Source organism: Pseudobutyrivibrio sp. JW11 (genome assembly GCF_900115355.1).
GTDB classification, from domain to species: Bacteria; Bacillota; Clostridia; order Lachnospirales; family Lachnospiraceae; genus Pseudobutyrivibrio; species Pseudobutyrivibrio ruminis.
In genome coordinates, this window is sequence record NZ_FOWB01000003.1 from 108,147 (window position 1) to 127,254 (window position 19,108).

Below are 19,108 nucleotides of genomic sequence, written 5' to 3' on the forward strand. Positions count from 1 at the left end.
TGTGAACGGTAGGTAAGGTACACACAGTGTAAAATAAAACAGCCTGTAGGCAACAAGCTCTACTATTTCTCAAGCGAGATATTCCATCGAGCGGAGAAATCAGTAGGCTTGTAGCCGTAACAGGCTGTTTTTTGTATTCTATCGGCTAGCCGATATTATCCAAAGTAGCGCTTGAGTAAGCCTTCGAGTGCCTTACCGTGGCGAGCTTCGTCGCGAGCCATCTCGTGTACTGTGTCATGGATTGCATCAAGGTTGTTCTTCTTTGCACATTTTGCAAGATCAAACTTACCAGATGTAGCGCCGTATTCACAATCTACACGCCAAGCAAGATTCTTCTTTGTAGAATCTGTCATATTAACTTCTAAGTCAGAACCAAGCAATTCTGCAAACTTAGCTGCATGTTCAGCTTCTTCAAAAGCAGCCTTTTCCCAATATAAACCAATTTCAGGATAACCTTCTCTATGAGCTACACGAGCCATGCAAAGGTACATACCAACCTCTGAGCACTCGCCCTCGAAGTTAGACTTGAGCTGCTCGAAAATATATTTCTTATCTTCATCAGAAATCTCTGGATTATTTTTTACTGTAGACGCATATACGCCAAATTCGTGCTCAGCAGCAAGTGTAAGCTCGCCTTCAACCTTCTTAAACTTATCGCTCTTTGCATGGCAGATAGGGCACTCCTCTGGTGGATTCTCACCTTCATAAACATAACCGCATACAGAACAAACATACTTTGCCATAATTAGACTCCTTTCACATTAACCATTGTTATTTGTTTCATTATTAATTACACAGTCCTTGCAAATGCCTGTAAATAAAAGTGAGGCCTGCTCAACTGTGCCAATTCCGGCGCTAGATGCTGCAAGAATTTGGTCTACACTAGGAGTAACATCCACATCCATCAGTCTGTGACAGCATCTACAGAAGTAGTGGCTGTGAGCTGAAGTGTCAGCATCGAAGTGGTCGGTTCCATCGCCAGTTGAAATCTTTCTTACTTCTCCTAAATCCACGAGAAGAGTGAGATTTCTATAAACCGTTCCAAGACTGATTTTTGGATTTTCCTCCCTAACGTGCTGATAAATAACATCTGCTGTAGGGTGTTCCTTGGTAGACATTAAATATTCTTTTATGGATTCTCGTTGTCTACTATAATTCATAAAATGCACCTGCCTTTTAAAACTACATTGGCAAAATCAATAATGATTATCTATATAATATCATTTACAAACTGAAAGTCAATATTAAAATAGTAATAATTACTATTTTACAAAACTAATTTTAGTTAGTCTAAAATTCCTTGAGCTCTCAATAGAATAAAAAAATAATCCCGAATCCAAATGGATTCGGGATTTCTTTATGCTTTAAGTGTAATATATCCTACATTTTTTAGATTGTTCATGTATACGCTAAGGCGCTCATAAAGTGGCTCAGCTTCTTCACCGTACTTTTCTTTGACAAGCTGTCCAATTTCGTAAACAGATTTCTTGCCATCAATACAAGTGAAAATGTAGCTACCCATTCCTTCGAGATGAATATGGGAGATAGCTGGCTTATGTAAAAACTTTTGAGCAATACGATTTGTAATGCCTGTGTTTTCCATATCAACTATAACCTCACCAGATTCATCTGTAGTCCAGGTAAGTCCATTTTTTATTTCGAATACATAATCTAAAAAGTTGTCTGATTTATTATTTTTCATTTTTCTTTCCCTTAGCAGCATACCAAACTGCAGCAACTACAAGAGCTAAAAGGATGAAGGCCTGAACGTTTCCTGATGGAATAACAGATGAAAGGTTCATCTTATCAAGAAGGCCTGTTACAGCGAATATTGCAAGTAATACACCGACGATACCTTCACCAGCAATAAGACCTGAGCAGAAGAGGATACCCTTTCCGTTTTCGTTCTTTGCTGCGCGCTTCTTGTCTGTGAAAAGTCTTACAAGACCACCAAGCATGATTGTAGCTGAAAGCTCAAGTGGAAGGTAAAGACCGATAGCAACTGGAAGTGCACCGATACCAAGAATCTCAACAGCGATTGAGATAAATGCACCGATAAAGATAAGTGCCCATGGAAGGTTTCCATTCATAACACCTTCGATAATCATCTTCATCATTGTAGCCTGTGGAGCTGCAAGAGCGTCTGTACCGAAACCGTAAGCAGAGTTAAGAAGAATCATAACACCACCGATTGCAAGAGCAGCTGCGATAGTACCCATGATTTCACCGTACTGCTGCTTCTTAGGTGTAGCACCAAGAATGTAACCTGTCTTAAGATCCTGTGATGTATCACCAGCCATACAAGCTGCGATACAAATGATAGAACCGATTGCGATAGCACCCTGCATACCGTGAGCGCCTGTATCACCAGCAACCTTTAAGCAGATTGTAGCGATAAGGATAGTAGCAATTGTCATACCTGAAACAGGGTTGTTTGAGCTACCTACAAGACCAACCATACGTGAAGAAACGGCACTGAAGAAGAAACCGAATACTACGATGATGATAGCACCAAGCAATGAAACTGGTACAGCAGGTACAAGCCAGATAGCAATGATGAGTACTACGATAGCACCAAGTACAAATCTGATATCCATATCAAGAGCTGTTCTTTCGTTTGTTGTAGCACCAGCATTTTTAATGCTCTTGATTGAATCCATAAATGTCTTAACGATAAGTGGAAGTGTCTTGATAAGGCTGATAATACCAGCAGAAGCAACGGCACCTGCACCGATATACTTAATGTAGCTTGCCCAGATAGCTGAAGCACCGCCAGTAGCATAAAGCTCTGCAACAGAAACGCTAGCTGGATACATAACGATGTCGCCACCAAATGTAACGATTGCTGGGATGAGAACGAACCATCCGATTACACCACCGGCGAACATGTAAGCTGAAATACGAGCACCGCAGATATAACCAACAGAAACAAGAGCTGGATAAACTTCTGCAGAAAGTTCTGTCTTTAAAGCGTCAAGCTTGAGTGTAACTACACCCTGGATAGCATAAAAACCATCTACAAGAAGCTTTACTACAGCACCAATTCCCATACCAATGAAAACTGATTTAGCTGAAGAACCACCCTCTTCACCAGCAAGAAGAACCTCTGCACAAGCAGTTCCTTCTGGATAAGGGAGAACACCGTGCTCCTGAACGATAAGTGCGCTACGAAGTGGAACCATGAAGAATACTCCAAGTAAACCACCAAATAAAGCGATTACAGTAATTGTAACAAGTGAAGGTGTTTCCATAACGCCTTCCTTTGCCCAAAGGAAAAGTGCAGGCATTGTAAAGATTGCACCTGCAGCAAGTGACTCACCGGCTGAACCGATAGTCTGAACCATGTTACTTTCAAGGATTGAATCCTTCTTTAATATAACACGGATTACAGCCATAGAAATAACAGCTGCTGGGATAGAAGCTGAAACTGTCATACCAACTCTAAGTCCCAAGTAAGCGTTCGCTGCACCGAAGATTACAGCAAGAAGAAGACCCATAATAATAGATGTAGGAGTCATCTCTGGAGTTACCTTGTCAGCAGGAACGTAAGGTTTAAATTCCTGATTCATAATATTTTGTCTCCTTTAATAACAACAGTTTTTACATTATATATTCACTTTAAAGTGGATGCAAATTGATGTATTAAAGTATTAAAGCACTAAAGTGCAACCGGTAAACCTTGAAACTTAAACGTTTTAGGCTAAAAAGTTCATCAATTGTTCACAAAATGCCTATAGACAAAACTGAGTTGTGAGACTATTATATAGAAGTTCGCTGTATAGACGATAAATTTATAGATGGGGAGGCATGAAAAAATGGCTATTGGTGAAATTATTACTTGCACAAGTCCTGAAGATTTGTACAGAAGAGCAGAGGACTTACTTCAAAAAGGAGTAAAAACAGTATTCGTTGCACGTAACACATTAAAGGTTGTCAGCGTTACTACAAAATAAATCCGAAATGCATGGGCCGATGGAATTATCCATCGGTCTTTTTATATTGTTGATTTAATTTTACACTTTAACTTACTAAAGTAATATGATAGAATGAATCACATGATAAGTTTTGGGTAAAGGAGAAGAGATATATGAAAAAGAATGTCTTATCGATGGTTTTAAGTATGGCTATGGCAACTGCAATGTTAGTTGGTTGTGGTGCATCTTCAGATAATAATGAGACTATCAAAGAAGAGGAAACTGCGGCTAACGCTGAGGGAAAGGTTTATAAGGTTGGTATTGTTCAGTATGTAGACGATGCTTCTTTAAATCAGATTGTAGCCAATATTGAGTCACAGCTTGATTTACTTGCAAAGGAAAACGGATGCACATTTGAGTACGAAGATTACTATTATAATGGCAATGCGGATTCAACAACAATCAACCAGATTGTTACTGAGCTTATCAATGATGAAGTGGATGTGCTTGTTCCAATTGCAACACCTACAGCAATGATTTGCCAGGCAGCAACAGAGGACAATCAGATTCCTGTTGTATTTGCAGCTGTATCAGATCCAGAGGCAGCAGGCCTTGTAGAGAGCAATGATGCACCTGGTTCAAATGTTACAGGAACATCAGATGCGTTAAATACAGAAGCAGTTCTCGATTTAATGCTTGAGCAGAATAGAGACTTAGATAAGGTAGGTTTACTTTACGACAAGGGGCAGGATGCATCAGCAGGACCAATCAAGGATGCAAAGAAGTACCTTGAGGCTGCTGGTATTGAATATGTTGAGAAGACAGGAAACACAAATGATGAGGTTATGCTTGCTGCAGATGCACTTGTTGCGGAAGGGGTAGAAGCAGTATTCACACCAACTGACAACACTATCATGACAGCGGAGCTTGGAATCTATGAGAAGTTTATTGAAGCTGGAATCCCACATTACTGTGGTGCTGATTCATTCGCTCTTAATGGTGCTTACCTTGGCTATGGTGTAAACTATGCGACACTTGGCAAGGAGACTGCAAACATGGTTGCAGAAATCCTTGTAGAAGGCAAAGACCCAGCAACACTTCCTGTTAAGACTCTTGATAATGGAACAGCTACTGTTAACACTGAAACAGCAGCGGCTCTCAATCTAGATTATGATAAGCTTCGCGATATGTGCGATGGATTAGTTGAAGTGCAGACAGCGGAGGAATTTGATTAATGTCTAGTATTTTTACAGTGTCGATTTTTCAAAGTGCTTTAGAGCTAGGGTGTATATACGCCCTAGTTGCTTTGGCACTTTTTATTTCTTTTACAATACTTAATATTGCAGATTTAACAACGGATGGCTGTTTTACATTAGGTTGCGCCGTTGGTGCTATGGTTACTTTAGCTGGCCATCCATTTCTTGCGCTAATTGCTGCCATGGTGGCAGGTGCAATGGCTGGATTTGTCACAGCCTTTTTGCAGACAAAGCTTGGTGTAGAATCAATTCTTGCAGGTATCATTGTTAATACCGGACTATATACAATAAACATTGCTGTTATGGGATTTTCTTCTATAGCAAACCTCTTTGGATGTGACACTTTATTTTCTATAGGAAAGGATACTCTCGGCGGCACATTCCTTGGAGATTGGTATAAGGTTATTTTGGTAGCTCTCATTGTTGCGGTGATATCTTCTATTTTATGGTGGTTTTTAGGCACCACTTTAGGTATGTCTATTCGTGCTACAGGTGACAATGCAGATATGGTCAGATCATCATCTATCAATCCTACATTCACCATCACAGTAGGACTTTGCTTAGCAAACTCACTTACAGGACTTTCTGGTGCATTGATTGCCCAGTATCAAAAGTCAGCAGATATTAATATAGGAACAGGAATGGTTACAATTGCCCTTGCTTCCTTAATCATTGGTCAAACCTTGATTGGAAATAAGGGAAGCATGCTGCGCAGGATTTTAGGAACAATTCTTGGATCGGTGCTTTATCGTTTTATAGTTGCAATAGCTCTTAGACTTTCTGTACCAGCAGAGGCTTTAAAGCTTGTATCGGCACTTATCGTTGCTATTGCAATTGCGGCTCCTTATGTAAAGAAAAAGGTTGCCCTTAAAAAGAGAGAGTTTGCCAACTATAGAGGCAGTGTAAAGGGGGAGGTATAGTAAATGCTGAAAATCGATAATATTTCTAAAACCTTCAACCCTGGTACAGTTAATGAAAAAGCTGCGCTAACAAATCTTTCTTTAGAGTTAAAGAATGGAGATTTTGCCACAATCGTTGGTTCAAACGGAGCTGGAAAATCTACAATGTTTAATGCAATTGCAGGTACGTTCATTGTTGATGAAGGCAATATCTATTTGGATGATGAGGATATCACCTTCAAAAAAGAATATATGCGAAGCAGAGTCATTGGACATCTTTTCCAGGACCCATTAAAAGGCACAGCCCCTAATATGACCATAGAAGAAAATATGGCTTTAGCATATCTTCGCGCATCTCATTCTTCTGGAAAACTCTTTTCACGAATCAGTGCAAAGGATAAATCTCGATTTAGAGAACAATTATCCTTGCTTGGAATGGGACTAGAGGATAGAATGAAACAGCCGGTTGGTTTGCTTTCAGGTGGACAAAGACAAGCTCTTACACTTTTAATGGCTACATTTGTTACTCCAAAGCTTTTACTTTTAGATGAGCATACTGCAGCTCTTGATCCAGCCACAGCAGAAAAGGTTTTGGACCTTACAAAATCAATTGTTAAAGAGCAGGGCATTACTTGCCTTATGGTTACACACAATATGCATCAGGCATTGGAGGTTGGAAATCGTACACTTATGATGAATGCTGGTCACATTGTGTTTGACACCTCTGGAGAGGAACGTTCAAAGCTTACAGTTGCAGATTTGTTAGAGAAGTTTAAAACTGGCGCTGGGGAAGAATTAGACAATGATAGGGTTTTACTTTCATAACTTTTATGCAAGTTACCACTTTAAATCGTTAAAGTGTTCTAGTATTATATAAGCTATATAAAATTTAGGAAGAGGAAATAATAATGAAAAAGGTAGTTAAATTTGGCGGAAGTTCACTAGCTGATGCGGGTCAGTTTAAAAAAGTTGGGGACATCATCCGTGCAGACGAAAACAGAGTATTCGTAGTTCCATCTGCACCAGGCAAGAGAAACAGCAAGGATACAAAGGTTACAGATATGCTTATTGCCACATATGAGGCAGCAAAGGCAGGCAAGGATGTTACTGAGAATCTTGCAGCTATAAAGGCTAGATACGATGAGATTATTACAGGTCTTGATTTAAAAGGCTTTTCTCTTGATGAAGATTTTAAGAAGATTGCCGCCGATATTAAAGAAGACCTTTCATTAGATTATTTAGCAAGCCGTGGTGAGTTCCTTAACGGTAAGATTATGGCTGAGTATTTAGGCTATGATTTCATCGATGCAAAGGATGTGATTTTCTTTAACGAAGAAGGTCAGCTCAACGCATATAAAACAGAAAAGACAATGTCAAAGGCACTTGAGGAGCATCCACATGCTGTTATTCCAGGATTCTATGGATGTGGCAAGGATGGCAAGGTAAAGACATTCTCACGTGGTGGTTCCGATGTTACAGGTTCAATCGTAGCTGGCGCAGCAAAGGTAGATGTATACGAGAACTGGACAGACGTATCAGGCTTCTTGATTTGTGATCCACGTATTGTAAAGAATCCTGTTGCTATGCAGACAATCACATATAGAGAGCTTCGCGAGCTTTCATATATGGGCGCTTCAGTTCTTCACGAAGATGCAATTTTCCCTGTTCGTTCAGCAGGTATTCCAATCAACATCAAGAATACTAACAAGCCAGATGATGAAGGTACATGGATTGTTGAAAGCACAGGCCAGCGCAATGAATACGTTATCACAGGTATTGCTGGAAAGAAGGGCTTCTGTACAGTCCTTATTACAAAGTCTCTTATGAACTCTGAGGTAGGTTTCTGTAGAAAGGCACTTCAGGCATTTGAGGATAATGGAATCTGTATCGAGCACATGCCATCAGGTATTGATACTATGACTGTTGTTGTTCATGAGGATGAGTTCATTAACAAGGAACAGGCTGTAGTTTCAGCTATTCACAGAAACTGCTCACCAGATTCTATAGAAATCGAATCAGACCTTGCACTTATCGCAGTTGTAGGCCGTGGTATGAAAAACACTCGTGGTACTGCCGGCAGAATCTTTGCTGCACTTAGCCATGCTCATGTAAATGTTCGCATGATTGATCAGGGTTCTTCAGAGCTTAATATCATAATTGGTGTAGAAAATGCTGATTTTGAAGCAGCAGTAAAAGCTATCTATGATATTTTTGTAACTACCAAGCTATAATCTGACATATTTTACAAATTCTTATTAATATCAAAAAACTCTATTTTCATTATTGACTAAACAATTAAATTGTCTTATATTCTTGTTATTGGGGATGGTAAGAATCCCCAATAATCAAGATGCGCAACTGATTGCGCAACAACTTAATAATGTTTCAATTTTGAAGCTTTAGTTATTAGGCCGACTAAGGATTCAAAGCATGTAATGGAAAGGGAGGTTCTATTCATGAAAAGAATGGGGAAGGTGACAAAACGAATTGTCACAGTCTGCATTGCTTTTGCTATGTTACTAGGATTACCTGGTGCAAATCTAGCAATGCTATCAGAAAATGGCCTAAACACAGTTCAGGCCGCATCAAAGGTCAGCAGAGAGTCGGTTCACGACGGAGCTATTCTTCACGCATTTTGTTGGAATTTTAATACTATCAAGGAGAATATGGCAGATATTGCAGCTGCAGGATATACAGCTGTGCAGACATCGCCTATTAACGATTGCCTGTCTACAGAGCCAGGTCTTACTTTGTATAGTGATACGGGTAAATGGTATTACCATTATCAGCCAACTGACTGGGTTATTGGAAACTATCAGCTTGGCACAAGAGACGAGTTCAAGGCTATGTGCGAAACAGCAGATGAATATGGAATCGCTGTAATAGTTGATATTGATCCAAATCATACAACACCATTATTCGATGAAATCAGTCAGGATTTCCTTGATGCTGTAAACGCAAGCTACGATGATGTAACTAATCTTTATCACATCAATGGCTCAGATGTATCAAGAAATATTGATTACAGTGATAGAGTGTCAGTTGTCTATGATCCAATGGGTGGCTTGCCAGATGTTGATACAGAAAGTGATGCTTTCCAGGCATATTTCTATCAGTTCTTAGCAGATTGTATTGATTGCGGTGCTGATGGATTCAGAATTGATACTGCAAAGCATATTGCACTTCCAGATGATGGAGTTCCAGCAGCTTATGCAGGTCAGGAAGATAGAAATGATTTCTATCCAAATATGAAATCATATATAGATGATTTAGATAATGTAGATTATGAGGATTTGTTTGTATATGGAGAAGTTCTTCAGGGCGATACAGACAGACTTGCAGCATATCAGGATATGCTTGGTGGAACTACAGCAAGCAACTACGGTGCGAAAATCAGAAGTGCTGTTTCATCTGGTTCGCTTTCTGCAAGCAAGCTTGAAAGCTATGGCATTAGCGATGATACAACTACAGGAACAACCTATACAGCTGATTCCGACAAGCTTGTTACTTGGGTTGAATCACATGATAACTATATAAATGACAAGTCATACAACACAGTTGATGACACAGAGGTAATCCTTGGTTGGGCAATAATTGCATCTAGAGAAGCAGGAACACCACTGTTTTTCAGTAGACCAAATAATAGCTCTGCTGAAAATCCTTGGGGAGATAATGTGTTAGGCGCAGCAGGTTCAGATTTATATAAAAATCCTCAGGTTGTTGCAGTTAATAAGTTTAGAACTGCCATGACAGGTGAGGATGAATACCTTAGAAATCCAAACGGAAATAATTCTGTTCTTATGGTTGAGAGAGGAACAAAGGGAGCTGTTATAATCAATGGCTCTGATGAATCATTTGATTTAGAGTCAGAGACAAATCTTGCAGATGGCACATACATCAATTCTGTGGAAGGTGAAGATGGTATCTTTACAGTTCAGGATGGCGTAATCTCAGGAAAAATTTCAGCAAAGTCAGTTGTTGTTCTTGATGAAGCAACTGATGGGGAGTATTCCACGCTGTTCTTCTTTAACTCAAAACAGTGGTCTACTGTTAGTGCCATTGTTGATGATAATACTTATGATTGTGATAGCACTGGTGATGGTTGGTGGAAAGTTACCATTCCATCAGAAGAATTTGAAGTAGTATTTACAGATGGAACAAACAAATCAGATAAGTTTTCAATTACAAGTACTTCAGGAAAGTATTTAACCGGAGAAAACAGCACTTGCTACATGACAAAGGCTGAGGCAGAAAAGGCAATTGGCGTTGTAACCACATCAGTGTATTTCTATAACACAGAGGAATGGTCAACAGTTAAAGCCTATGCTTGGCTGGATGGTGGTGCACAGGTTTTTGGAGGATGGCCAGGAGCTACAGCTAAAAATGAGGGAGACTATTGGTGGAGAGCTGATGTCAAGCTTATGAGTGATGATGATTTTTCTATTATCTTTAACAACGGTTCTGGCGCACAGACTGTAGATATAAAGATTTCCGATAAGACAAAGACATATATTGCTTTAGATGGCGGTAGCAGTAATGGAAATCTTACAGTAGGTCTTTACAGCTCAAAGGATGAGGCTATGGATGCTACAGGTATTTACCCTGATAAGACCACTGTTTACTTCTACAACACAAAGGGCTGGGAGACAGTTGGAGTTTATACATGGGGTGCTGTAAGCCTTGGAGATTGGCCAGGCAAAGAGGCAACCTATGATGGCGATGATTGGTGGAAGATGACCATCAACGCTGCACCAGGTGATGACTTCAACATCATTTTCAATGACATGGGAAATGGTGGTCAGACTGGTGATTTAAAGGTTACAAGTATTAAAAATGTTTACTTCTGGGGTAGCAATGCTTACAGCTCTAAGAAAGAGGCTGAGGCTGCTGCAAAGGCAGCATCAGAGCGAGAGGCAGAAGAGGTTGAAGAAAAGGACGGATACACCCTAGTATATTTCTACGATGAAAATCAGTGGGATAATGTATACGTATATGCTTGGGGCGGAAATTATAACAATTGTATTGGTGAATGGCCAGGTACCCAGATGACTTTCATTGGAGATAATTGGTACGCTGCAAATGTATTAACAGAAGCAATTGAAAATACTGATTTACACTTAATCTTCAATAATGGAAATGGAACACAGCTAGCCGACAATGTAATGACAGACAAGACAAAGCTTTACTTTGTATCTAGAAGCACTGAAGCATTTTCTTCTAAAGATGAGGTTATGGAGCTAGTTGGAAAGACCACAGAAGAAGATAATGACGATGATGATGTTACATATAAAGATGTAGAGGAAGAGACAGAAGTAGCTGATGGCATGGTTCGTGTGTACTATCAGCTGGATGCAGACTGGGATAGCGATGTATATATGTATGCATGGCTGAAACAGGCGGATGGAACTAGTGCTGGCTTACCACTTGGTGATTGGCCAGGAACCAAGATGACTCACATCGGAAAAGGTTGGCACTATGTAGATATTCCAGAGGAATACTGGAATATGCGCGGGGAGAGCGAAGAGTTGTCTGAAGATGAAGAAGATGTAGAAGAGGAAGAACCAATAGAGGTAGATGAAGACAACGAAGATATTGAAGAAGAGTTGCCAGAAGAGAGTGATGAAGAATTTGATGAAGAAGTAGATAAGGATGCTGATGCTCAAGAGGAAGAAGCAGAGGATGAGGATGCTGATACTCAAGAGGATGAAGCAGAGGATGAGGGGTTAACTATAGCAAGTAATAATGTGTATGTAGTAGGTGCAACAGGCTACACATTAAAGCTAATTATTAACGATAATGGAATTCATCAGCAGATTGAGGACGCGGAGACTGTAGTAACAACTAGTCGTCCATCAGATGAAGAGCTTGGAAAGACAACAGAGTCCACAGATGACAATAAGGAAGAGAATAACACTTCTAATAATGAGAGCTCTACAAGCGCAGGCCAGACAAGTTCATCATCAAGCTCAAGCCAGGCAAGCACAAGTACATCAAGTAGCGCAACTTCATCAACAAGCACAAGTACATCAAGCTCATCAACAAGTGTAAGTGCTTCTACAAGCACAGATGAAACAGCTGCTACAGATGTTACAACAACTACAGACAATACAGCTACTGCAGACACTGAGTCAGAAACTTCTAATGAGAAGACTACAGTTACAAAGACTGCATCAAATGCTACTAAGGAATCAACAAAGGATACAACCTCAGATGATTCTAATACTACAGCTTCAACTGCAACTACAGAGGACACTGATAGCAACACAGATTCTCAGAGCATTCAGGATGCAGAAACACCAGCAGCAGCTACTGAAACAGAAAGCGGAAATACTGCACTTGTTATAGTACTAATAGTAGTGATGATAGCATTTGCCGGCGGTGGAGCTTTTGTTGTATCACAGGGAGGATTGGCAAGATTCTTAACTAAGAAAAAATAAATCATAATAGTGCATTAATGGGTGAATTTTTTGTTTCCTCAAAAGGCTACATATGGTATACTACCTACAGTTTAGGAAGGAAGGTACAATATGAGCCTTATAATAAAAAACGGAAGGGTTTTGAATCCACCTACAAACACAGACGAAATATTAGATATTAAGATAGACGGGAACAGTATTTCAGCTATTGAGGCTGAAATTGTTCCCGTTTTTTCTGATACGGTAATCGATGCTAAGGGCTGCTATGTGTTCCCTGGTCTTATCGATATGCATGTTCATTTCAGAGATCCAGGGCAGACTGCCAAGGAAGACATTGAGACCGGTTCAAAGGCTGCTGCAAGAGGCGGTGTTACTACTGTTCTTGCCATGCCAAATACAAAGCCGGTGGTTGATAATCCAGAGCTTGTAAACTATGTCCATGATAAGGGCAAGTCAGTTGGCCTATGCAGAGTGCTTCAGGTTGGCTCGGTTACAAAGGGAATGGAAGGCAAGGAGCTTTCTGATTTGGAAGGCATGATAAATGCCGGCATCCCAGCTATTTCAGAGGATGGCAAATCGGTAATGGATTCCGGTTTGTACCGAGAAGCTATGAAAATCGTAGCGAAGAAAAATGTTCCAGTTCTCGCTCACTGTGAGGATATTAATCTTGTTCAGGGCGGCGTTATGAACATGGGAACAAAATCTGATTCTATGGGAGAAAAGGGAATCAGCAACGCAGTAGAAAACATCATTGAAGCCCGTGACATTATGCTTGCAGAAGAGACGGGGGCTACACTTCATCTTTGTCATTGCTCCACAAAGGAAAGCTATGACATTCTTAAAGAGGCAAAGGCTAGAGGAATCAAGGTATCTGGCGAAGTTTGTCCTCATCATTTTACACTTACAGAAGACGATATCGTCCCAGGGGACGGTAACTATAAAATGAATCCACCAGTTCGTACAGCTGAAGATAGAGAGGCACTGAGACGTGGCCTTGCGGAGGGCGTATTTGAGGTAATATCTACAGACCACGCTCCACACACAGCAGAAGAAAAGGCCAAGGGCTTTGCATCACCATTTGGAATAGTTGGTCTTGAAACATCGGCAAGTCTTGCTTATACAGAGCTTGTATTATCAGGTCTTATTACACCGCTTACAATGGCTGCATATATGAGTAGCAATCCAGCTAGGATCCTTGGCAGACAGGATTTGGGTGATATATCTGTTGGTAAAGCAGCAGACATCACAATCTTTGATCCAACTATCGAATATGAAATTCATGCTGCCGACTTTGTTGGCAAGTCAAAGAATATGCCTTATGAGAATCGTAAGGTACAGGGAAAAGTTGTAAAAACTATATTTGGAGGTAATGTTGTATATGATTCAGAAGCTAATTAACCAGATTCAGGAGAAGAACGCACCAATAGTTGTAGGTTTAGACCCTACTATGAAGCTTATGCCAAAGTCACTTGTTGATAAGTGGATAGGCGAATGCGGCCAGACACTTGAGGCAGTAGGCGAGGCTATGTTCGACTACAACAGACAGATTATGGATGCTACTGCAGATTTGATTCCAGCAGTAAAGCCACAGATTGCTATGTATGAAAGCTATGGCATCCCAGGTATGATTGCCTACAAAAAGACAGTTGATTATGCGAAGGAACTTGGTCTTATCGTTATTGCAGATATCAAGCGTGGTGACATTGGCTCAACATCTACAGCATACGCTCTTGGACACCTTGGTTCAGTTCAGGTGGGCGAGTACAAATATCAGGGCTTTGATGCAGATATGGCTACAGTAAACCCATATCTTGGAACAGATGGCGTAAAGCCTTTCGTTGATGTTTGCAAGGAAGAGGACAAGGGAATCTTTGTACTCTGCAAGACTTCAAATCCATCATCAGGAGAATTCCAGGATAGACTTATTGACGGCAGACCACTTTACGAGCACATGGCTGAGAAAATCGAAGAGTGGGGTGCAGACACTCGCGAGGGCAACTACTCAAATGTTGGTGCAGTAGTTGGTGCAACTTATCCAGAGATGGGCGCAAAGCTCCGCAAGCTTATGCCTCACACATATATCCTTGTGCCAGGTTACGGTGCACAGGGAGGCAAGGGTGCTGACCTTGTAAACTTCTTCAATGAGGATGGCCTTGGCGCTATTGTAAATTCAAGCCGTGGCATCATTGCAGCATACCAGCAGGAGAAATATGCGAAGTATGGCGAAGAGAACTTTGCAGGAGCAAGTAGAGCAGCTGTAGAGGATATGCTCGCAGATATTCGCGGAGCACTTAAGTAAGTTAAGTAAGGAGTTTAATAAAATATGAAAATAAAAGAAAGAGCTACAGTAGTAGCCCAGAAAAAACTGGCAGAAGGTGTATATAGCCTTGAACTTGAGACAAATGCAAGTAAATATGCCGTCCCAGGTCAGTTCATAAATATATTTTCAAATGACAAAAGCAAGCTGTTACCTCGTCCTATCAGCATCTGCGAAATCAATGAGTTAAAAAATACTCTTCGAGTGGTATTTCGAGTTGTAGGCGAAGGCACAACAGAGTTTTCTGAGCTTCAAGCTGGCGACACTGTAGAGATTCTTGGTCCTCTTGGAAATGGTTTTCCACTTGAGGGAGAAAAGGCTATTGTAGTTGGTGGCGGAATTGGTGTGCCTCCAATGCTAGAGCTTGCAAAGCAGTTGAAGGGCTCTGTTACAGCAGTAATGGGATATCGCAACGATGATTTATTCCTTGCTGATGAATTTATTGATGCAGCAGCTGATGTAATTATCGCTACAGATGATGGCTCAGTGGGAGTTCACGGCACTGTTGTTGATGCAATGAAGGAAAACGAATTGACTGCTGATGTTATCTATGCTTGCGGCCCAAAGCCAATGCTTAGAGGCGTTGCACAGTATGCCCTTGAAAAAGGCATCAAGTGCTATGTTTCAATGGAAGAGAGAATGGCATGTGGTGTTGGTGCATGCTTGGGATGCGTATGCCAGTCTAAAGAAGTAGATGATCACAGCCACGTTAAAAATAAAAGAGTCTGCAAAGACGGTCCAGTTTTCTTATCTACGGAGGTGGAATTGTAATGAATACAAAGGTTACTATCGCAGGAGTAGAATTTCAGAATCCTATTATGGAAGCTTCAGGAACCTTTGGTTCAGGCATGGAGTATTCAGAATTTGTAGACTTAAATAAGCTTGGTGCTGTTGTTACAAAAGGCGTTGCAAATGTGCCTTGGCCAGGTAATCCAACACCAAGAATTGCCGAAGTAAAATCAGGCATGCTTAACGCCATCGGCCTGCAGAATCCAGGGGTTGAGGTGTTCTGCGAAAGAGATTTAAAATTCCTTGAACAGTACAAAGATACAAAGGTAGTGGTTAATGTTTGCGGTCATTCAGCCGAAGAATATATTGAAGTGGTAGATAGATTGGCAGATGAAAAGCGAGTTGATATGCTAGAAATCAACATCTCTTGTCCTAACGTTAAAGAGGGCGGAATCGCTTTTGGTCAGGATCCTAAGGCAGTAGAAGAAATCACAAGACTTGTGAAATCTCATGCAAAGCAGCCAATCGTCATGAAGCTTTCTCCAAACGTTACAGACATCAAGGTTATGGCAAAAGCTGCGGAAGCTGGGGGAGCGGATGCCATTTCCCTTATTAATACTCTTACAGGGATGAAAATCGATGTTGAACGTCAAAGCTTTGTACTGGCAAACAAGACCGGTGGTATGTCAGGTCCTGCTGTTCATCCTATAGCTGTTCGTATGGTCTATGAGTGTGCTTCTACAGTTTCAATTCCAATTATAGGAATGGGTGGAATTTCAACATGGGAAGATGCAATTGAAATGATGCTTGCGGGGGCAACTGCCGTTTCAATTGGTACAGCTAATTTCTACAATCCTACAGCAACACTGGATATACTTAACGGAATGAAGGAATATATGGAGAGGAAGGGTATTGAGGATATCAACAATATAATAGGCATAGTGAAATAAGGTTTTGCTACACATAATAATTGAATGGTTACATTGTTCACGGAAATTTCTCACAATATACTCAGATTTTTCCGTGACACTTTCAAATTCATTTGCTAAACTTTATTTACGTCCACAATTTGAAAGGAGGGGAGCTGATGAAGTTCAAGAAGATAGGTGAGGACAAGATTAGATGTGTCATCACAAAAGAAGAAATGGAACAGAACGGCATGGAGCTTGGTGATTTCGTCAGTGACCAGGAAAAGACCCAGAGCTTTATTAGGGATATTCTTGCTGAAGCCTGTGAGACCCTCGGAATTGAGACTCATGCAAAGGCGTACAGCGTTCAAATGACAGTGATGCCACAGGGTGATGTTGCATTACTTATATCTCCAGATTCAAGCACAGGACTGGCTACAGCAATTGAAGAATTAAAAAAGCATCTCACAGGTTTACAGGAGACGCTTTCAACTACGAAAACACCTCAGAGTGCAGCAATTTCAGCTAGTACATCTGATGTTCCAGTACAGCCTGCAAAGGCTATTACAGACGAAAGTGATGAGGTGACAGATCAGTATCTGGATACTCCACTTTGGGCAATACTTGATGATTTAGATTCAGCAATTTTACTTTGCAAGCATCTTCCAAAGTACGATGGAATGAAGAGTACGTTGTACCGTTACGGAGATGACTACTACATCAAGCTGAATTTTGAGCTTACACGCAGACAGATTTCAGCTGTGATTTTAGTAATAGCAGAGTTTGCAAATCAGATGTTTACAGAAAGCTTTGATGGGGCATTCTTGTTAGAGCACGGCGATTTGATTTGCGAAGATTGTGCAAATGTTTTATCACAAATTTAATACAAAAATACCAATAGTCAGGAGATTATCTCCTGACTATTTTTTATTGAAAAATAAAAGTTTAGTTAACAGCATAACCAGTTGATAAATCGCCATTTATCGATAAACTATTAGAAGGAGTTTATTGAAATTATATTACGTAAAGGGAGTTTTATGAACAGACACGCATTATTACACATACCAGAATCAAGATATTGTTTTCCATTATCGACGGATGAAATAGTTCTTAGACTTAGAACTGCCAGAGAAGATGCAGAAAGTGGACTTAAGGTAAGCTTAATCTACGGTGTTAAGTATGATTATAAAGAAGAGAGATACACTGTGGATGTTCCACTTAAATATAAAGATGAGCTATTCGCTTATTATGAAATCCAGCTGAAAATAAACGACGTTCGATTTGTTTATATTTTCCAGCTGGAGAAGAATAACAAAATATATTTTTACAGCGAAGATGGCCTTACTGAAAGCTATAATTACGAGGATTGTTATTATAATTTCTTCCAGTTGCCATACATCAATGAAAATGATGTTATGCCACTTGTAAAGTGGATGCCAGGTTCTGTTTTCTATCAGATTTTTGTTGATAGATTCTGCGTTGGTGATGAAAACAAGGATATGTCCTATATCGACATGAGATGGGGCGATAAACCTACCCCTAAAAGCCATGCTGGTGGCGATCTTCGAGGAATTATAAAGAGACTTGATTATCTTAAGGATTTGGGCATTTCAGGAATATATTTAACGCCTATATTTTTATCGGAATCAAATCACAAGTACGATATTATTGACTATAAAACTATAGATCCACAGTTTGGTACGACGGAGGATTTGATAGAACTGGTAAAGGAAGCTCATGCCAGAGGTATTAGACTTGTGCTGGATGCAGTTTTTAATCATTGCAGCACAAAGATGGAGCAGTTTCAGGATGTAGTAAAAAATGGACGTAAATCAAAGTATCACGATTGGTTCATTATTGATGGAGATAAGGCAGACGTAGAAAATCGTAATTACGAATGCTTTGCATATTCAAAGTCCATGCCAAAACTTAACACAGCGAATCCTGATGTGCAAAAATATTTGCTGGATATTGCGACTTATTGGATTGATGTAGCTGATATTGACGGCTGGCGACTCGATGTTGCAGATGAGGTATCTCACGATTTCTGGAGAATGTTCAGAAAGGCTGTAAAGGCGAAAAAGAGTGATGCCGTAATCATCGGAGAAAACTGGCATGATGCATACCCAGCTTTGCAAGGTGACCAGCAGGATAGCATTATGAATTATGCATATACGAAGATATGTCTTGATTATTTTGCAAAAGGAATATGTGATGAGGCAAAAACTGTCCAGCATCTAAATGGAATTTTGATGCGTAACATGAAGCAAGTAAACTATATGATGCTGAATTTGCTTGATTCTCATGATACAGAGCGCTTCTTTACAGCTATAGGCAAGGATAAAAAGAAGTTGGAAACAGCAATAGCATTAACAATGTTTATGCCGGGTACACCTTGTTTGTACTATGGAACAGAGCAGGCTATGGAAGGTAATCATGACCCTGATTGCAGACGCTGTTTTAATTGGAACAAAGAAGAGTGGGATTTGGACTTCTTAGAGAAGGTAAAGAGCTTAATAGCTTTAAAAAAGAATCCAATACTACAGTTAGGAGATACTTCTATTGTAGAGGATGATAATGCTATTAATATCATAAGAAGCTACGAAGGAAAAACAATGACCATTAAAATTACAAGTCCTACCGTATATACGATATGTTAAAAAATCCTA

General features: G+C 40.2%; 16 protein-coding genes. 12 read left to right on the plus strand and 4 right to left on the minus strand.

Annotated elements, in window-relative coordinates; all coding sequences use genetic code 11:
• Positions 1-155 precede the first annotated feature (155 nt).
• The 4 genes from BM102_RS04360 to BM102_RS04375 all read right to left on the minus strand — a co-directional run bounded on the left by BM102_RS04360 (position 156) and on the right by BM102_RS04375 (position 3,569).
• Positions 156-743, minus strand: a complete 588-nt coding sequence (locus BM102_RS04360) for an NADH peroxidase (protein WP_033153398.1) — start codon at positions 741-743, stop codon at positions 156-158.
• Positions 744-761: 18 nt separating this feature from the next.
• On the minus strand, positions 762-1,160 hold the full coding sequence (locus BM102_RS04365) for a Fur family transcriptional regulator (protein ID WP_044937094.1): 399 nt from the start codon (positions 1,158-1,160) through the stop codon (positions 762-764).
• A 197-nt stretch (positions 1,161-1,357) separates the two neighbouring features.
• Entirely contained in the window at positions 1,358-1,702 is a 345-nt protein-coding gene (locus BM102_RS04370; RefSeq protein WP_090479281.1) for a PqqD family protein, read from the minus strand.
• A complete protein-coding gene (locus BM102_RS04375) occupies positions 1,692-3,569 on the minus strand; it encodes an OPT family oligopeptide transporter (protein ID WP_090479284.1) in 1,878 nt (625 codons plus the stop codon). Before BM102_RS04375 ends, BM102_RS04370 begins: the two co-directional genes overlap by 11 nt.
• A 246-nt stretch (positions 3,570-3,815) precedes the next feature.
• On the opposite strand from BM102_RS04375, the gene BM102_RS14255 reads away from it, so the two are divergent.
• The 12 genes from BM102_RS14255 to BM102_RS04430 all read left to right on the plus strand — a co-directional run bounded on the left by BM102_RS14255 (position 3,816) and on the right by BM102_RS04430 (position 19,099).
• Positions 3,816-3,953, plus strand: coding sequence for a hypothetical protein (locus BM102_RS14255; protein WP_167541216.1), 138 nt, complete (start codon positions 3,816-3,818; stop codon positions 3,951-3,953).
• A 134-nt stretch (positions 3,954-4,087) separates the two neighbouring features.
• A complete protein-coding gene (locus tag BM102_RS04380) occupies positions 4,088-5,149 on the plus strand; it encodes an ABC transporter substrate-binding protein (RefSeq protein ID WP_090479290.1) in 1,062 nt (353 codons plus the stop codon).
• On the plus strand, positions 5,149-6,090 hold the full coding sequence (locus BM102_RS04385) for an ABC transporter permease (protein WP_090479294.1): 942 nt from the start codon (positions 5,149-5,151) through the stop codon (positions 6,088-6,090). Before BM102_RS04380 ends, BM102_RS04385 begins: the two co-directional genes overlap by 1 nt.
• A gap of 3 nt (positions 6,091-6,093) precedes the next feature.
• The gene (locus BM102_RS04390; protein WP_090479297.1) at positions 6,094-6,894 is read left to right on the plus strand and encodes an ABC transporter ATP-binding protein; all 801 of its coding nucleotides are present in this window, start codon (positions 6,094-6,096) and stop codon (positions 6,892-6,894) included.
• Between the two features lie 83 nt (positions 6,895-6,977).
• Complete coding sequence (locus BM102_RS04395) at positions 6,978-8,300, plus strand: aspartate kinase (RefSeq protein WP_033153416.1); 1,323 nt, start codon at positions 6,978-6,980, stop codon at positions 8,298-8,300.
• A gap of 225 nt (positions 8,301-8,525) precedes the next feature.
• On the plus strand, positions 8,526-12,506 hold the full coding sequence (locus BM102_RS04400) for a starch-binding protein (protein WP_177194900.1): 3,981 nt from the start codon (positions 8,526-8,528) through the stop codon (positions 12,504-12,506).
• Between the two features lie 90 nt (positions 12,507-12,596).
• Positions 12,597-13,883, plus strand: a complete 1,287-nt coding sequence (locus BM102_RS04405; RefSeq protein WP_044937113.1) for a dihydroorotase — start codon at positions 12,597-12,599, stop codon at positions 13,881-13,883.
• Entirely contained in the window at positions 13,864-14,784 is a 921-nt protein-coding gene (gene pyrF, locus BM102_RS04410; RefSeq protein WP_090479302.1) for an orotidine-5'-phosphate decarboxylase, read from the plus strand. The genes BM102_RS04405 and pyrF overlap by 20 nt, the downstream gene beginning before the upstream one ends.
• A gap of 24 nt (positions 14,785-14,808) precedes the next feature.
• Positions 14,809-15,573, plus strand: coding sequence for a dihydroorotate dehydrogenase electron transfer subunit (locus BM102_RS04415; RefSeq protein WP_090479303.1), 765 nt, complete (start codon positions 14,809-14,811; stop codon positions 15,571-15,573).
• A complete protein-coding gene (locus tag BM102_RS04420; protein ID WP_090479306.1) occupies positions 15,573-16,481 on the plus strand; it encodes a dihydroorotate dehydrogenase in 909 nt (302 codons plus the stop codon). Before BM102_RS04415 ends, BM102_RS04420 begins: the two co-directional genes overlap by 1 nt.
• 137 nt (positions 16,482-16,618) lie before the next feature.
• Positions 16,619-17,323, plus strand: a complete 705-nt coding sequence (locus BM102_RS04425) for an adaptor protein MecA (protein ID WP_044937127.1) — start codon at positions 16,619-16,621, stop codon at positions 17,321-17,323.
• A gap of 153 nt (positions 17,324-17,476) precedes the next feature.
• On the plus strand, positions 17,477-19,099 hold the full coding sequence (locus tag BM102_RS04430) for a glycoside hydrolase family 13 protein (protein WP_090479308.1): 1,623 nt from the start codon (positions 17,477-17,479) through the stop codon (positions 19,097-19,099).
• Positions 19,100-19,108 lie beyond the last annotated feature (9 nt).

What these genes read in the sequence shown, in the direction of transcription:
- BM102_RS04360 (WP_033153398.1), bottom strand. Translation starts at nt 743, where the DNA reads ATGGCAAAGTATGTTTGTTCTGTATGCGGTTATGTTTATGAAGGTGAG.
- BM102_RS04365 (WP_044937094.1), bottom strand. Translation starts at nt 1,160, where the DNA reads ATGAATTATAGTAGACAACGAGAATCCATAAAAGAATATTTAATGTCT.
- BM102_RS04370 (WP_090479281.1), bottom strand. Translation starts at nt 1,702, where the DNA reads ATGAAAAATAATAAATCAGACAACTTTTTAGATTATGTATTCGAAATA.
- BM102_RS04375 (WP_090479284.1), bottom strand. Translation starts at nt 3,569, where the DNA reads ATGAATCAGGAATTTAAACCTTACGTTCCTGCTGACAAGGTAACTCCA.
- BM102_RS14255 (WP_167541216.1), top strand. Translation starts at nt 3,816, where the DNA reads ATGGCTATTGGTGAAATTATTACTTGCACAAGTCCTGAAGATTTGTAC.
- BM102_RS04380 (WP_090479290.1), top strand. Translation starts at nt 4,088, where the DNA reads ATGAAAAAGAATGTCTTATCGATGGTTTTAAGTATGGCTATGGCAACT.
- BM102_RS04385 (WP_090479294.1), top strand. Translation starts at nt 5,149, where the DNA reads ATGTCTAGTATTTTTACAGTGTCGATTTTTCAAAGTGCTTTAGAGCTA.
- BM102_RS04390 (WP_090479297.1), top strand. Translation starts at nt 6,094, where the DNA reads ATGCTGAAAATCGATAATATTTCTAAAACCTTCAACCCTGGTACAGTT.
- BM102_RS04395 (WP_033153416.1), top strand. Translation starts at nt 6,978, where the DNA reads ATGAAAAAGGTAGTTAAATTTGGCGGAAGTTCACTAGCTGATGCGGGT.
- BM102_RS04400 (WP_177194900.1), top strand. Translation starts at nt 8,526, where the DNA reads ATGAAAAGAATGGGGAAGGTGACAAAACGAATTGTCACAGTCTGCATT.
- BM102_RS04405 (WP_044937113.1), top strand. Translation starts at nt 12,597, where the DNA reads ATGAGCCTTATAATAAAAAACGGAAGGGTTTTGAATCCACCTACAAAC.
- pyrF (WP_090479302.1), top strand. Translation starts at nt 13,864, where the DNA reads ATGATTCAGAAGCTAATTAACCAGATTCAGGAGAAGAACGCACCAATA.
- BM102_RS04415 (WP_090479303.1), top strand. Translation starts at nt 14,809, where the DNA reads ATGAAAATAAAAGAAAGAGCTACAGTAGTAGCCCAGAAAAAACTGGCA.
- BM102_RS04420 (WP_090479306.1), top strand. Translation starts at nt 15,573, where the DNA reads ATGAATACAAAGGTTACTATCGCAGGAGTAGAATTTCAGAATCCTATT.
- BM102_RS04425 (WP_044937127.1), top strand. Translation starts at nt 16,619, where the DNA reads ATGAAGTTCAAGAAGATAGGTGAGGACAAGATTAGATGTGTCATCACA.
- BM102_RS04430 (WP_090479308.1), top strand. Translation starts at nt 17,477, where the DNA reads ATGAACAGACACGCATTATTACACATACCAGAATCAAGATATTGTTTT.